Origin of the sequence: Rhodococcus sp. IEGM 1408 (genome assembly GCF_033142235.1) — a bacterium.
In the GTDB taxonomy this organism is placed as follows: domain Bacteria; phylum Actinomycetota; class Actinomycetes; order Mycobacteriales; family Mycobacteriaceae; genus Dietzia.
Window position 1 is genome coordinate 274,353 of record NZ_JAWLRW010000002.1, and the last position, 14,574, is coordinate 288,926.

Here is a 14,574-nt window from a genome sequence, read left to right on the forward strand (position 1 = left end):
GTCAAGCGTAGCCGCCCGGGAGTTCGAGGTCGGACCGACGGTAGCCTCAGCCGGGTGCGCATCCTCCTCTCACCCTCCGAGACCAAGTCCGTCGGCGGTTCGGGTGACCCCCTCGATCTGGCCGCGCTCTCCCTCCCCACTCTCACCGCCACCCGCCGGACCGTGGCGCACGCGGTGGTGGCGATGTGTACCGGCGACCCCGCCGGAGCCCGCACCGCCCTGGGATTGAGCGAGAAGCTCGTCGAGGAGGTGGCGCTCGACGCGCAGCTGTGGTCCTCCCCCACCGCGCCCGCCCTGAGCAGGTACACCGGCGTCCTCTACGACGCCCTGGGGCAGGCCTCGTTCACCCGGGCCGGCCGGGCGCGAGCCGAGTCCCGCCTGTGGATCGGGTCAGCGCTGTTCGGTCTCCTCGCCGCGGCCGATCCCATCCCGCACTACCGCCTCTCATCGGGGACCCAGCTCCCCGGCCTGGGCACCCTGCGCTCCACGTGGAGGCCGTCGCTCACGGCGGCCACCGCGACCTGGGCCGAGGACCTGGTGGTGGACCTGCGCTCCGGTGGCTACCACCAGTTGGGGCCGGTTCCGGGGGCGGTGACCGTCGACGTGGTGACCGAGTACCCGGACGGCACCCGCAAGGTCGTCTCGCACTTCTCCAAGTTCCACAAGGGGCTGCTGGCGCGGACACTGGCCACGTCCCGGTCGGAGATGGACGACGTCCCCGCGCTCCTGAGGGTCGCCCGACGGGCGGGCTACACGCTCGAGCGCAAGTCCGACTCCGCGCTGACGATGGTCACACAGCCGTGAGCCGGCCCTGACACCGCGATCCCTCGCCTCACCGCAGCGCGCGATCAGCGCCAGCCCAGCTCGGGCGCGACGTGCGTGAGGATCGACTCCAGGAGATGTGCGTTGTAGTCGACGCCCAGCTGCGTCGGAACCGTCAGGAGCAGGGTGTCCGCCGCCCTGATGGCCTCGTCGCTTCGCAGCTGGTCCACGAGGACGTCGGGCTCGGCCGCGTACGAGCGGCCGAACACCGCGCGGCTGCCCGGTTCGATGCTCCCGAACTGGTCCTCGCGTTCACCGCCGCCCAGGAAATACCGCCGGTCCGTGTCGTTTGTGATCGCGATGATCGAGCGCGACACCGACACCCTCGGTTCGAATCCGTGGTCGTGCTGCGCCCACTCGTCCCGGAACGCCTCGATCTGTCGGCGCTGCTGGACGTGGAGCGGTTCCCCTGATTCGTCGGCCTTCAGCGTGGACGACATCAGGTTCATCCCCTCGGACGCCGCCCAACGGGCCGTGGCGTCCGAACCGGCGCCCCACCAGATGCGCTCGCGGAGTCCTGCGGAGTGGGGCTCGATCCGGAGCAGACCCGGCGGGTTGGGGAACATGGGTCGGGGGTTGGGCCTGGCAAAGTGTTCGCCCTCGATCGCCCGGAGGAAGACCTCGGTGTGCCGCCTGGCCATGTCGGCGTCGGTCGCACCCTCCGCCGGCTCGAACCCGAAGTAGCGCCACCCGTCGATGACCTGCTCGGGCGACCCGCGGGAGACCCCGAGTTGGAGGCGCCCGGCGGAGATCAGGTCGGCGGCGGCGATGTCCTCGGCAAAGCCGAGCGGGTTGGAGTAGCGCATGTCCACCACCCCGGTCCCGATCTCGATCCGGGTGGTCCTCGCGGCGACGGCGGCGAGCAGAGGTGCGGGGGTTCCCAGCTGCTGTGCGAAGTGGTGGACCCGGAAGTAGGCGCCGTCCACCCCCAGACCCTCGGCGGCCTCGGCCAGTTCGATGCTCTGGATCAGCGAGTCCGCCGCGGTCCGGACGGCGGAGTCGGGATGATCCATCCAGTGCCCGAACGACAGGAATCCGATGCTCTTGCGGGTGCTCACGTCCACGCCCACATCATGCCCGAGCGACACCGGCGCCCGGGCGGGGTCAGTGCCGAGTCAGTGCTGGGTCAGCGCTGGGTCAGTGCTCGCTGAGGGCCTGCGGGAGGCCGGCGACCTCGCCCACCACCACGATCGCGGGGGGCCGGACGTCATGCGTCTCGAGCGTGTGGGCCATGGACCCCAGGGTGCACCGGTAGGTTGCCTGGCCGTCGAGGCTGCCGTCCACGATGATCGCGGCCGGGGTCTCGGGTGACCGGCCGCCGGCGATCAGCGACTCCGCGATGGCCGGGGAGTTCTTGACGCCCATGAGCACCACGAGGGTCCCGCGCAACCCTGCGAGCGCCTCCCATCGGACCAGCGATCCGGGGTGTCCGGGCGGCAGGTGCCCGGAGACCACCGTGACCTCGTGGGTCATCCCACGGTTGGTCACGGGGATCCCCGCGAGGGCGGGTACGGACAGGGCGCTGGACACCCCGGGGACGACAGAGCAGGGGATCCCGGCCTCGGCGCAGGCCTGGGCCTCCTCGTATCCGCGCCCGTAGAGGAACGGGTCCCCGCCCTTGAGACGCACGACGAACTTGCCCTCCCGGGCCCGGTCCACGAGCACGGCGTTGATGGCCTCCTGCGCCATGGACCGGCCGTACGGGATCTTGGCCGCGTCGACGATCTCCACGTCCGAGCGCAACTCCCCCAGCGGCCGCTGCGGCGCGAGCCGGTCGGCCACCACCACGTCGGCGCGCGAGAGCAGTCGCCTGCCCCGGACCGTCATGAGGTCATCGGCACCCGGCCCGCCGCCGACCAGTGCCACGGTCCCCCGCAGCTTCTCGTCGGTATCCGGGGCTTCCGCGCCGGCCTCGGCCAGAGCACGGGCCACGACGTCCCGGGCCTCGGCCGTGCGGGCCCGGTCGCCGGTGAGCACGGCGACCAGCATCTCGCCCCGGCGGACGACGGCCGGGGTGACCGCGGTACCGGAGTTGACCGCGTCGGCGCGGACGCAGAACGTGCGGTCCTGCTCGGCCTCCGCCGCCACCCGGGCGTTGACCAGCGAGTCCCTGGTGGCGGCCACCACGTACCAGGCGCCCTCGAGGTCGCCCGTGTGGTACTCGCGGGCCTCCCAGCGGATCCGGCCGGCGTCCACCAGGCCCTGCAGCGTGGGCGTGATCTGAGGGCTCACCAGATGGACGGCCGCGCCGGCCTCCAGGAGGACGGGGACGCGCCGCTGGGCCACGGACCCGCCGCCGATCACCACGACGCGACGACCCTCGAGGTCCAGGCCGACGGGGTACGGGTTCACGGGCCGGATCATGGCGCCGATCCTATCCGGCACCGGTGACGGTCCATGCCTCACCCCACGGGGCCTGTGATGCACGTCATCCCCCGGCTGCAGTGGTGCGAGCAGCCGGGGGATGGGAGTGGGTCGGCGGGCGGGGCCCGCCCGCTATCAGGCCTTCTGGTCCAGCTTGAGGGTGCGGGTGGAGCGCTCGAACTGCTCGGTGAACAGCGCCTGCTCCTCGGCGAGGTTCCGGCCGAGCGACGGGATCATCTCCTCGAGAGCGGGCTTCCACTCCGCGAACCGGCTCGGGAAGCAGCGCTGGAGGACGTCCACCATCGCGTCGACGGCGGTGGACGCACCGGGTGACGCGCCCAGCAGGCCGGCGATCGACCCGTCTGCCGCGGTGACCACGGCGGTGCCGAACTCGAGGGTGCCGCCACGGCCGCTGGGCTTGATCACCTGGACGCGCTGGCCCGCGACGACCTTCTCCCATTCACCGTCCTGCGCGGACGGCACGAAGTCCCGCAGCGTGTCCACGCGCGCGCCGTGGTTCTTGGCGAGCTCCGTGACGAGGTACTTGACCAGGCCCATCTCGGTGACGCCGATGTTGGCCATCGGCAGCAGGTTGCCCAGCCGGATGCTCGAGGGCAGGTCCAGGAAGCTGCCCATCTTGAGGAACTTGGGGGTCCAGCCGGCGAACGGGCCGAACAGCAGGCCCTTCTTGCCGTCGATGACGCGGGTGTCCAGGTGCGGCACCGACATGGGCGGCGCACCGACCGACGCCTGGCTGTACACCTTGGCCTGGTGCTGATCGACGAGTTCCGGGTTGGTGCAGCGCAGCCACTGGCCGCCGACGGGGAACCCGCCGATGCCCTTGATCTCGGGGATGCCCGACTTCTGCAGGAGGTGCAGGGCTCCGCCGCCGGCGCCCACGAAGACGAACTTGGCGTCGACCGTGCGCTCGTCGCCGGTGTGGCGGTTGACCACGGTCAGCCGCCAGGTGCCGTCCGCGTTGCGCTCGAGATCCTTGACCTGGTTCTGGTAGTTGACCTCGGTCCCGGTGCGGGTGAGGTACTTGATGAGCTGGCGGGTCAGGGCCCCGAAGTTGACGTCGGTGCCGTTCTGGAAGTGGCTGAGCGCGAAGGGCTGCTCGGCGGAGCGACCGCGCGCCATCAGGGGGACCAGTCGCTCGAGTTCGCCGAAGTCGGTGGTGTGCCCCATCCCCGGGAACAGGGGGTGCCCGGCGAGCTTGTCGTACCGCTTCTGCAGGTAGTCCTGCCCGTCCTTGCCCGCCACGAAGCTCATGTGCGGCACCGGGCGGATCCACTCGGTGGGGTCGCCGAGGATCGTGTTCTCCACCGCGTAGGACCAGAACTGCCGCGAGACCTGGAACTTCTCGTTGACGCCCACGGCCTTGGTGATGTCAACGTCGCCGCCCGCGGTCTTGGGCGAGTAGTTGAGCTCGCAGAGCGCCGAGTGACCGGTGCCCGCGTTGTTCCACGCGTCCGAGGACTCCAACGCGGGTCCCTCGAGGCGCTCGAAGATCTCGATGTCCCAGTCGGGTTGGAGTCGGCGCAGGAGGGCACCGAGCGTCGCGCTCATGGTGCCGGCGCCGATGAGCGCCACATCCGTCGTTCCGTGCTTTCCCGCCTGATCTGCAGTCACCGGCTACCCTCGCTCATTGGTCGTGGACCCGAAACAGTGTCGACGCGGGAGTCGTCCTCGACCCGCGTCCACCGGTGTCCCAGACTACTCATCGGCCTGCCCCCGCGGCACACCGGACTAGGGTGGTCGTCGTGTCTCCGCCCTCCCCCGATCCCGTCTCCCCCGTCGGCGCCGACGCCCCGTGGACCCCTGATCTGTTGGGACCGTCCTACCGGCGGCGGGAGCTCCCGCTGGGAACCGATCCGGACGGCGAGGGCCCGATCTCGGCGACGCTGGTACGGCACGAGGACGCCCCCGCGGAGCCCGTCGCCGCACTCCTGGTGGTCCACGGACTCTCGGACTACTTCTTCCACACGCATCTCGCGGAATTCCTGTCCGCCCGCGGCATCGCCACCTACGGCGTTGACCTGCGTAAATGCGGCCGTTCGAGGCGCGACGGCCTGACCCCGCACTTCGTCACCGACCTGTCACGGTACGACGACGAGCTGGAGCAGTCGCTCGCCGTGATCACCGCCGAGCACCCCGGACTGCCGGTGATCGTGGCCGCGCACTCCACGGGCGGGTTGGTGGTCCCGCTGTGGCTCGGTCGGCGTCGGGACAGGGGCGAGCTGGAGCCCGTCGTGGGGGTGGTCCTGAACTCCCCCTGGTTCCAACTCGACGTCCCGGACCGGGCGCGGGGCCTGCTCGGCCCGGTCATCGACCCCGTCATCCGGACCCTGGGCTCGGCCCGGCCGTACTACCGGATACCCCTGAGGGGCTCGGACCGGTACGTGGTGAGCACCCACGTCGACCACGACGGCGACTTCCACTTCGACACCACCCTCAAGCCGCCGGGCGGGGTCGGCGTCCGGGCCGGGTGGCTGGCGGCCGTCCGGCGCGCGCAGCGGCGCCTGCAGTCCGGGGTGGACCTGCCCCTGCCCGTGCTCATGCTGCGGTCGACGGCGTCCTCGGTGGGCGCCCGCGGCCGCGGCGGCGTGATCGACGTCGACACCGACCTCATCCTCGACGTCCGCTCGATGGAACGGTTCGCCGACCGCGTCTCCGACCGGGTCACCGACATCCCCGTCGACGGCGCCCGCCACGACGTCTTCCTCTCCCGCGCCGACGTCCTCGAGGTGGCTCTGGGCCACCTCGGGGACTGGCTGGACCAGATCCTCACACCACAGACCAAGGAGTCCTGACAACCATGGACCAGACCCCCTCCCGCCATTTCGACCTGATCGTGATCGGCACCGGCAGCGGCAACTCGTTGATCGACGAGTCGTTCGCCGACAAGTCGGTGGCGATCTGCGAGAAGGGCAGCTTCGGCGGGACGTGTCTGAACGTGGGGTGCATCCCCACCAAGATGTTCGTCTACGCCGCGGACACCGCCACCGCGATCGCGCACTCGAGCACCTACGGGATCGATTCGACGCTGGACGGGGTCCGCTGGCCCGACATCGTCTCGCGGGTGTTCGACCGGCGGATCGACCCCATCGCCTCCAGCGGCGAGGACTACCGGCGCAACCGCTGCGACAACGTCACCGTCTACGACGGCCACGCGACCTTCGTCGGCCCGCGCACCATCGACACGGGCACCGGCGAGATCATCACGGCCGACTCCGTGGTGATCGCCGCCGGGGCCCGCCCGTCGATCCCCGGGATCGTCACCGACGCGGGCGTGGCCTATCACACCAGCGACGACGTCATGCGCATCCCCGAACTGCCCAGGTCGATCGTGATCCAGGGCTCCGGGTTCATCGCCTGCGAGTTCGCCCACGTGTTCTCCGCGCTCGGCGTGGAGGTGACGGTGATCGGGCGTTCGGATGTCTTGCTCAAGAGTGTCGACCGTGAGCTCGCCGAGCGCTTCACCACACACGCCGCCCAGAACTGGGACGTCCGCCTGGGTCAGCAGATCGCGACCATGACCGCGACCGGCGCGGACCGGCGCGGGGTCGAGATCACCTTCGAGGACGGCTCCACCTGCTCGGGCGAGGCGCTTCTGGTGGCCACCGGGCGGACGCCGAACGGCGACCTCCTCGGTCTGGACGCCGCCGGGGTCCGCATGGACGGCGAGCGGATCCGGGTCGACGAGTTCGGCCGCACCTCCGCGGAGGGCGTGTGGTCGCTGGGCGACATCAGTTCGCCGTTCCAGCTCAAGCACGTCGCCAACCACGAGCAGCGGGTGGTCGGGCACAACCTCCGGCACCCGGAGGACCTGCATCCCTTCAACCACCGTCTGGTGCCCTACGCGGTGTTCACCTGGCCGCAGATCGCCTCTGTGGGCTTGACGGAGGCCGAGGCCCGCGACGCGGGGTACGACATCACGGTCAAGGTCCAGGACTACGGCGACGTGGCCTACGGCTGGGCCATGGAGGATTCGGTGGGTTGTTGCAAGCTCATCGCCGACCGGGCCACCGGGTTGCTCCTGGGCGCACACCTCATGGGCGCCCACGCGCCGTCGCTGGTACAGATCCTCATCCAGGCCATGGAGTTCGGGATCACCGTGCCCGAGCTCGCGCGCCGGCAGTACTGGATCCACCCGGCCATGGCCGAGGTCGTGGAGAACGCCCTGCTCGGGCTGGACTTCCCGGACCGGGGTTTCTAGCCCAGCACGAAGTCCGCCGGGTCGGGCGACCTGAGCTGCTCGCGGTAGCGGAAGGTGTAGGTGGGCCACTGCACGGAGTTCCGGCCACGGGAGTCGATGTACCAGCTCGAGCACCCGCCGTCGTTCCACACCGTGTGCGCGAGTTCGCGATCCATCCGGTCGGCGTACTCCTCGAGCGCGTCGCCGCGCACCTCCACCGTCCCCCGCTCCGCGTCGCCCGACAGGTCGAGCAGCCGCATCACGTGCTCGGCCTGTGACTCCAACATGTAGACGATCGACGAGTGTCCGAGGTTGGTGTTGGGGCCGTAGATCAGGAAGAGGTTGGGGAACCCCGCGACCGACACGCCGTTGTGGGCGCGGGGGCTGCCGGCCCAGTGCTCGGCGAGCGTCCGGCCGTCGGCGCCGGTGACCGCCCGCGCGATGGGCGGTTCGGTCGGCTGGAACCCGGTGCCGAAGATGATCACGTCTGCCGGGTGCTCTCCTCCCTGTGCGTCGACGAGCCCGCGGGGGGTCACCGAGGCCGCGGCACCGGACACCAGGGTCACGTCTGGCCGGGTGAGCGCCGGGAACCACTGGCTGGTCAACAGCACCCGCTTGCACCCGATCGAGAAGTCCGGGGTGAGCGCCCTGCGCATCGCGCGGTCCCGCACCGTGAGCAGCAGGTAGAACCGGGCGAACGCCTCGAAGTACCGCAGGAGGAACTGGGCCCGGGTGAACGCCAGGACGTACAACTCCCGCCCCACGTAGACGCGGCCCCGGACGATCCGCTGCAGGAGCGGGAACCGTCGGTACAGGGCGCGACGGCGCGCGGAGATCGTCTTGTCGAGCCGGGGCAGGATCCACGCCGGGGTCCGCTGGAACACGGTGACGTGCTCGGCGGTGCCGGCGATCTCGGGGACGAACTGGACGGCCGACGCGCCGGTCCCCACCACCGCGACCCTCTTGCCCTCGAGGTCGACGTCGTGGCGCCAGCGGGCGGAGTGGAACACCTCGCCGTCGAAGCCCTCCAGGCCCGGGAGCGGGGGCACGGCAGGGGTGGACAGCGCTCCCGTGGCGACGACGAGGTGGCGCGCCCGTACCTGACCGCGATTGGTGTCGACGACCCAACGGGCGCTCTCGACGTCCCACCGGGCGCCGGTGACCTCGCAGGAGGTGACCAACCGCTCCCGCAGTCCGATCCGGTCCGCCACTCCCACGAGGTAGGCCTGGATCTCACCCTGCCGACCGAACGCGTGCGACCAGTCCGGGTGCGCGTGCCGCGACAACGAGTACAGGGCCGTGGGCACATCGCAGGCGCAGCCCGGGTAGGTGTTGTCGCGCCAGGTGCCGCCCACCTCGTCGGCGGCCTCGACCACGAGGAGGTCGCCGCCCCGCCCCTCGCGCAACAGCCGATCGGCCATCGCGATGCCGCCGAAGCCGGCGCCGATCACGAGCGTGCCGATGTGGTCAACGGGTCCGAGGGGGGTTTCGATCATGGTGGACAGTATGCCCTGGTTTGTCCACGATCCGGGAACCTTGAGGCCTGCAACCCCGGGCGCTCCCTCCGGGCGGACTCAGCCCGCGGTCGGGAGGGTCAGCACCTCGTAGCCGTCATCGGTGACCAGCACGGTGTGCTCGAACTGTGCGGTCCACGCCCGGTCGGCCGTCGTGACCGTCCAGTCGTCATCCCACACGTCGAACCCGGGGCCGCCCAGCGAGATCATCGGCTCCACCGTCAGCGTCATCCCGGGCTCCAGGATCTCGGTCCGGGACGGATCGTCGTAGTGCAGCACCACGAGACCGTTGTGGAACGTCGGCCCCACCCCGTGACCGGTGAATTCGCGCACCACGGTGTAGTCGAAGCGCCGGGCGTAGGACTCGATGACCCGGCCGATCACGTTGACCTCGCGACCGGGACGGATGGCCTTGATCCCGCGGTTCATGGACTCGCGCGTCCGCTCCACCAGGAGGCGGTTCTCCTCGCTGACCTCGCCGGCGAGGAAGGTGGCGTTGGTGTCGCCGTGGACGCCGCCGATGTAGGCGGTGACGTCGATGTTCACGATGTCCCCGTCCCGGATCACGGTGGAGTCCGGGATGCCGTGGCAGATCACCTCGTTGAGGGAGACACAGACGGACTTGGGGAACGCCTTGTACCCGAGCGTCGACGGGTAGGCGCCGTGGTCGCACATGTACTCGTGGGCGATCCGGTCGAGTTCGTCGGTGGTGACCCCGGGCGCCACGGCCTTCCCCGCCAACGCGAGTGCGTCCGCCGCGATCGTGCACGCGGTGCGCATCGCCTCGATCACCTCGGGGGTCTGCACCCAGGGCTCCCCGTTGGCCTCGTCCACCCGGTCGCGCCAGACGTACTCGGGCCGCGGGATCGACTCCGGGACGGTCCGGATCGGGGTGGGCTCACCGGGGACGAGGTGCTGACGGGTCGCAGTGGTCATGCATTAAGGATAGGCGCGAACGACGAGCGACGGCACCCGGCGCGTCCCGCGGTCAGCGCGTCGCCCTCACATGAGGACGGTGGCATAGTCGACGGCGTCGACCATGCCGACCCGCAGATACGCCGAGCGTGCGGCGACATTGGCGCCGTTGACCACGAGCGACGGGGTCAGACCACGGGACTGGAGCGCAGCACAGACCGCCGCGGTCCCGCCGGTCCCGAGTCCTGCGCCCCGACGATCCGGACGAACCCAGATCCCCTGCAGCTGGGCGACCCGTGGGGTGATCGCGGCGACGTCCGCTTTGAAGAACACCTCGCCGTCGTCGACCCCCACCCAGGTCCTCCCCCTGGACAGGGAGCGGGCGACGCGGCGGCGGAACGGTATCCCCGCACCGACCGCGAAGGGATCGGAACAGAGCTCCTCCCGGTACATCGCCGCGGCGGCGGTGAGGACCGTCTCGAACTCCGCCAGGCCCGCGGGGCGGATGCCGCCCAGGGGAAGCGACGGATGGACCGGCCGATCCAGGACCATGAGGAACTGCCCTGCCCGGTAGTCCCGCGGGTCACCCCAACTGTTGCCCAGGGACTCCCACAGCGCGGCGACGTGGTGGCGCCGACCGTGCACGGACATCGGGCCGAACCCCAGACCCGCGACCGCCCGGCCGAGCTCGAGGTGGTCGCGGGCGTCGCCGCGCAGCGGCAGCACGGAACTCCCCACGAATACCAGTGACCGTTCCGGGCCCCCGAGCGTCAGGAACCGACCCTCCGAGCCCGCACGGGCTCCGGAGGCGGCGAATTTCTCGGCTGCCGGAGCCGACACCAGCGGGTCGGACTCGAGTACACCGAGCACCTCTCGTGCTTCCCTCGCGGCCACCTCGCGGCAGCCGCCGACATCGGCCGGCGGGGCAACCGTATCGGTCACGGCCTATCGCGTGACCTTGACCAGCGGGCCCTGGCCCGGGGCGGCTTCGCCGACCGGCTCGCCCATCTCCTCGGCGATCCGCATGGCCTCCTCGATGAGGGTCTCCACGATCATCGCCTCCGGCACGGTCTTGATGACCTCGCCCTTGACAAAGATCTGGCCCTTGCCGTTGCCCGACGCCACTCCCAGATCGGCCTCACGCGCCTCGCCGGGACCGTTGACCACGCAGCCCATGACGGCCACCCGCAGCGGGACGGTCATACCCTCGAGACCGGCGGTGACCTCGTCGGCCAGCTTGTAGACGTCCACCTGGGCGCGCCCGCATGACGGGCAGGAGACGATCTCGAGCTTGCGCGGACGCAGGTTGAGCGACTGCAGGATCTGCGAACCGACCTTGATCTCCTCCACCGGCGGGGCGGAGAGGGAGACCCGGATCGTGTCCCCGATCCCCTCGGTGAGCAGAGCTCCGAACGCCACGGCCGACTTGATCGTGCCCTGGAACGCGGGGCCGGCCTCGGTCACACCCAGGTGCAACGGGTAGTCCGACTGCGCTGCCAGCTGCCGGTAGGCCTCCACCATGATCACGGGGTCGTTGTGCTTGACCGAGATCTTGATGTCGCCGAACCCGTGGTCCTCGAACAGCGAGGCCTCCCACAGTGCGGACTCGACCAGCGCCTCCGGGGTCGCCTTGCCGTATTTGGCCAGCAGCCGGGGATCCAGCGAACCGGCGTTGACGCCGATCCGGATGGGGATGCCCGCGGCGCCGGCCGCCTTGGCGACCTCCTCGACCCGACCGTCGAACTCCTTGATGTTGCCCGGGTTGACGCGCACGGCCGCGCAACCGGCGTCGATCGCCGCGAAGATGTACTTGGGCTGGAAGTGGATGTCGGCGATCACGGGGATCGGCGATTTCCGGGCGATGGTCGACAGCGCGTCGGCGTCCTCCTGCCGGGGGCAGGCCACGCGGACGATGTCACAACCGGCCGCGGTGAGCTCGGCGATCTGCTGGAGCGTGGCGTTGACGTCGTGGGTCTTGGTGGTGGTCATGGACTGGACCGAGACCGGATGATCGCTGCCCACGCCCACCTGACCCACGAAGAACTGCCGCGTCTTCCGCCGCGGTGCGAGGACCGGCGGCGGAGCTTCGGGCATGCCCAGTCCGATGGGGATGGGGGTGGAGTCGTTCACAACAGTGCCTTCCGTAGGGGTTGCCGGCGGGGTGCCCCGCGAGTCCCGTCCGCCATTATCGCCCGTTCCGGGCCGCGGGGGCGAGATCGTGAGTCGGGACACTCAGCCGGTGAGCAGGATCGGGTTGACGAAGTCGGCGGTGATGACGATCGCCGACACGCCCAAAAGGAGGACGAACACGGCCATGGTGACCGGCGCGAGCTTCTCGTAGTCCGCCGGGCCGCCCGGAGCGAGACCCCGGAGCCGCCGCAGCGCGTCGCGGATCTTCTCGTAGAAGACCACCGCGATGTGGCCGCCGTCGAACGGGGTGAGCGGGACGAGGTTGAACGCCCCCAGGAACAGGTTGAGCCCGGCGAGGAAGAGCAGGAACAGGCTCCACAGCCCCTGCTCGGCCGCCTGGCCACCGATGTGGCTGGCCCCCACCACGGACACCGGCGAGTCCTCCGCGCGCTCGGCCCCGAAGATCGAGGCCACCACCCCCGGGATCTTGGACGGGAACGAGATGAGCCCCTCGACGGTCGCCTCGACCATCTCGCCGGTGAACGCGAGGGTCGCCGGGACGGCGCTGAGCGCGTCGTAGGTGTTGACCGTCTGGTACGCGGGGTCGTCGAGGATTTCCTGCGGGATGCCATCCCGCGACAACTGCACCCCGAGTGCGCCCTTCGGCTGCCCGTCAGCCTCGGAGGTTGTCAGCCTCGCCGTCGTCGTCACCTCCCGGCCGTCACGCTCGAGGGTGACCGGGACGGTCTCGCCCGGTCGCGCGGACACCGCGCCGGACAGGTCCACCCAGCTGGCGACCGGTACCCCGGCAACCGAGGTGATGGTGTCCCCCGCGATGATCCCGGCCTCTCCCGCCGGACCCATCCCGACGCCGCACTGATCGGCCGCGGCGCAGGTGTCCCCCACCACGGCGGCGACCCTGTCGGTGGGGATCGGCTGCACGTCGCGGTTGACCAGCCCCCAGCCCAGCGCGACGGTGTAGAACAACGCGATGGCCAGGACGATGTTCATGGCGGGGCCGGCCAGGAGTACCGCCACCCGCTTCCACCAGGCCTGGCGCCACATGGCCTTGGGCTCGTCCTCCGGGGACAGCGGGTCGTACGCCGTCATCCCCGCGATATCGCAGAACCCACCGAGCGGGACGGCCTTGAGCCCGTACTCGATCCCCCTGCGGTTCACCGACACCAGCGTGGGGCCGAAGCCCACGAAGAAGCGGCGGACCTTCATCCCCGACCACAACGCCACCCGCATGTGCCCGTACTCGTGCAGCACGATCGAGGCCATGATCCCGAGCGCGAACAGGAGTATTCCGACAACCATCATGTTCTTCAGCCCTCCCGGCCGGTGATGAGGGCGGACGCGTGTCGACGCGCCCAGGACTCCGCCGCCGTGACGTCGTCCAGGTCGCGTGGGTCGGACGACCACTCGTCGGCCGCGGCGACGGTCTCCGCCACGACATCCACGATCTCGTTGAAGCCGATGCGTCCGTCGAGGAACGCCGGCGCGGCCTCCTCGTTGGCGGCGTTGAACACCGCGGTCCGCAGGCCCCCCGCCGAACCGGCCGCGCGGGCCACCGAGATCGCCGGGAACGTCTCGGAGTCCACGGGCTCGAACGTCCAGGTGTGGGCCAGCGTGAAGTCCAGCGGCGTCGACGCGCCGGGGATCCGGTCCGGCCAGCCCAGCGCGAGGGCGATGGGCAGCTTCATCGACGGCGGGGAGGCCTTGGCGATGGTCGCGCCGTCGACGAAGGTCACGGCCGAGTGCACCACCGATTGGGGGTGGACCGTCACGTCGATCTTCTCGTAGGGCACGCCGAACAGCAGGTGTGCCTCGATGAGCTCGAGCGCCTTGTTGACCAACGTCGCGGAGTTGAGCGTGATCATGCGGCCCATCGTCCACGTGGGGTGCTGCAGGGCCTGGGCCGCCGTCACCTGTGTCAGGTCGGCGCGCGTCCGCCCCCGGAACGGCCCACCGGACGCGGTGAGCACGAGGCTGGCCACCTCCTCCGCCGAGCCCGCTCGGAGGCACTGGGCCATCGCGGAGTGTTCGGAGTCCACGGGGACGAGCTGCCCGGGGCCGGCCGCCCCGGTGACCAGGGCGCCACCGGCCACGAGGGACTCCTTGTTGGCCAACGCCAGGCGGGCGCCGGTCTTCAGGGCGGCCAGCGTCGGACCCAGCCCGACCGAACCGTCGATCCCGTTGAGCACGACGTCAGCCTCTACCGCGCCGATCAGGTCGACGGCGCCGCCCGCGCCCTCGAAGACCGTCACCTCCGGGAACTCCGACCTGATGCGCGCGGCCGCGGCGGAATCCGCCACGGCGACGAACCCGGCACCCGTCTGCGCGATCTGGTCCCCGAGTAGTTCCACCCGCCCGCCGCCGGCGGCCAGGCCCACGACCTCGAACCGGTCGGGGGCGGCCTCCGAGACCACCTCCAGAGCCTGGGTACCGATGGAGCCGGTGCTACCGAGGACGAGAACGCGCGTGGTCACCCTGCCATTGTCCACGTTCGGAGCCGCCTCCGCCGCATCGACCGACCCCGCAGGGCAGGGGTCCCCGGCGGGTTACCTGTCGGTCCCCACCGGGCGTGTGAGAAACTGACCGGGATGTCGGCGGCCCGCAGGGCTGCCA

At 70.7% G+C, this 14,574-nt stretch carries 12 protein-coding genes; 3 read left to right on the forward strand and 9 right to left on the reverse strand.

The window, feature by feature from the left end; translation table 11 throughout:
* Positions 1 to 54 precede the first annotated feature (54 nt).
* A complete protein-coding gene (locus tag R4P08_RS04135; protein WP_317812491.1) occupies positions 55 to 804 on the forward strand; it encodes a peroxide stress protein YaaA in 750 nt (249 codons plus the stop codon).
* A gap of 44 nt (positions 805 to 848) precedes the next feature.
* Here R4P08_RS04135 and R4P08_RS04140 read toward each other — a convergent pair whose 3' ends face one another.
* From R4P08_RS04140 to mqo, 3 genes are all read right to left on the reverse strand, one after another.
* Entirely contained in the window at positions 849 to 1,835 is a 987-nt protein-coding gene (locus R4P08_RS04140) for an LLM class flavin-dependent oxidoreductase (RefSeq protein ID WP_317812717.1), read from the reverse strand.
* A gap of 124 nt (positions 1,836 to 1,959) precedes the next feature.
* Positions 1,960 to 3,186: a uroporphyrinogen-III C-methyltransferase gene (cobA, locus tag R4P08_RS04145; RefSeq protein ID WP_317812492.1), complete on the reverse strand. Its 1,227-nt coding sequence runs from the start codon at positions 3,184 to 3,186 to the stop codon at positions 1,960 to 1,962.
* A 135-nt stretch (positions 3,187 to 3,321) separates the two neighbouring features.
* On the reverse strand, positions 3,322 to 4,818 hold the full coding sequence (mqo, locus tag R4P08_RS04150; protein WP_317812493.1) for a malate dehydrogenase (quinone): 1,497 nt from the start codon (positions 4,816 to 4,818) through the stop codon (positions 3,322 to 3,324).
* Between the two features lie 131 nt (positions 4,819 to 4,949).
* Here mqo and R4P08_RS04155 point away from each other — a divergent pair, with 131 nt between their 5' ends.
* Together R4P08_RS04155 and mtr are read left to right on the forward strand one after the other, a co-directional pair.
* Positions 4,950 to 5,999, forward strand: a complete 1,050-nt coding sequence (locus R4P08_RS04155) for an alpha/beta hydrolase (protein WP_317812494.1) — start codon at positions 4,950 to 4,952, stop codon at positions 5,997 to 5,999.
* Between the two features lie 5 nt (positions 6,000 to 6,004).
* Positions 6,005 to 7,405: a mycothione reductase gene (gene mtr / locus R4P08_RS04160; protein WP_317812495.1), complete on the forward strand. Its 1,401-nt coding sequence runs from the start codon at positions 6,005 to 6,007 to the stop codon at positions 7,403 to 7,405.
* Here mtr and R4P08_RS04165 read toward each other — a convergent pair.
* The 6 genes from R4P08_RS04165 to dxr form a co-directional block, all read right to left on the reverse strand.
* Positions 7,402 to 8,880: an NAD(P)/FAD-dependent oxidoreductase gene (locus tag R4P08_RS04165; protein ID WP_317812496.1), complete on the reverse strand. Its 1,479-nt coding sequence runs from the start codon at positions 8,878 to 8,880 to the stop codon at positions 7,402 to 7,404. The two genes, mtr and R4P08_RS04165, sit on opposite strands and share 4 nt — an antisense overlap.
* A gap of 78 nt (positions 8,881 to 8,958) precedes the next feature.
* Positions 8,959 to 9,834: a type I methionyl aminopeptidase gene (gene map, locus R4P08_RS04170; RefSeq protein ID WP_317812497.1), complete on the reverse strand. Its 876-nt coding sequence runs from the start codon at positions 9,832 to 9,834 to the stop codon at positions 8,959 to 8,961.
* Between the two features lie 66 nt (positions 9,835 to 9,900).
* Positions 9,901 to 10,755 carry a GNAT family N-acetyltransferase gene (locus tag R4P08_RS04175; protein ID WP_317812498.1) on the reverse strand — a complete coding sequence of 285 codons (855 nt, stop codon included), beginning with the start codon at positions 10,753 to 10,755 and terminating at the stop codon, positions 9,901 to 9,903.
* A gap of 3 nt (positions 10,756 to 10,758) precedes the next feature.
* Positions 10,759 to 11,907 (reverse strand): flavodoxin-dependent (E)-4-hydroxy-3-methylbut-2-enyl-diphosphate synthase, encoded by a 1,149-nt coding sequence (gene ispG, locus R4P08_RS04180; RefSeq protein ID WP_317812718.1) that lies wholly within the window; start codon positions 11,905 to 11,907, stop codon positions 10,759 to 10,761.
* Between the two features lie 138 nt (positions 11,908 to 12,045).
* The gene (locus R4P08_RS04185; RefSeq protein ID WP_317812499.1) at positions 12,046 to 13,266 is read right to left on the reverse strand and encodes a M50 family metallopeptidase; all 1,221 of its coding nucleotides are present in this window, start codon (positions 13,264 to 13,266) and stop codon (positions 12,046 to 12,048) included.
* Between the two features lie 5 nt (positions 13,267 to 13,271).
* Entirely contained in the window at positions 13,272 to 14,435 is a 1,164-nt protein-coding gene (gene dxr / locus R4P08_RS04190; protein WP_317812500.1) for a 1-deoxy-D-xylulose-5-phosphate reductoisomerase, read from the reverse strand.
* Positions 14,436 to 14,574: the final 139 nt, after the last annotated feature.

Excerpts from the sequence above, each read along its gene's own strand:
- R4P08_RS04140 (WP_317812717.1), bottom strand. The coding sequence starts at position 1,835 with ATGGATCATCCCGACTCCGCCGTCCGGACCGCGGCGGACTCGCTGATC.
- cobA (WP_317812492.1), bottom strand. The coding sequence starts at position 3,186 with ATGATCCGGCCCGTGAACCCGTACCCCGTCGGCCTGGACCTCGAGGGT.
- mtr (WP_317812495.1), top strand. The coding sequence starts at position 6,005 with ATGGACCAGACCCCCTCCCGCCATTTCGACCTGATCGTGATCGGCACC.
- R4P08_RS04165 (WP_317812496.1), bottom strand. The coding sequence starts at position 8,880 with ATGATCGAAACCCCCCTCGGACCCGTTGACCACATCGGCACGCTCGTG.
- map (WP_317812497.1), bottom strand. The coding sequence starts at position 9,834 with ATGACCACTGCGACCCGTCAGCACCTCGTCCCCGGTGAGCCCACCCCG.
- ispG (WP_317812718.1), bottom strand. The coding sequence starts at position 11,907 with ATGCCCGAAGCTCCGCCGCCGGTCCTCGCACCGCGGCGGAAGACGCGG.
- R4P08_RS04185 (WP_317812499.1), bottom strand. The coding sequence starts at position 13,266 with ATGATGGTTGTCGGAATACTCCTGTTCGCGCTCGGGATCATGGCCTCG.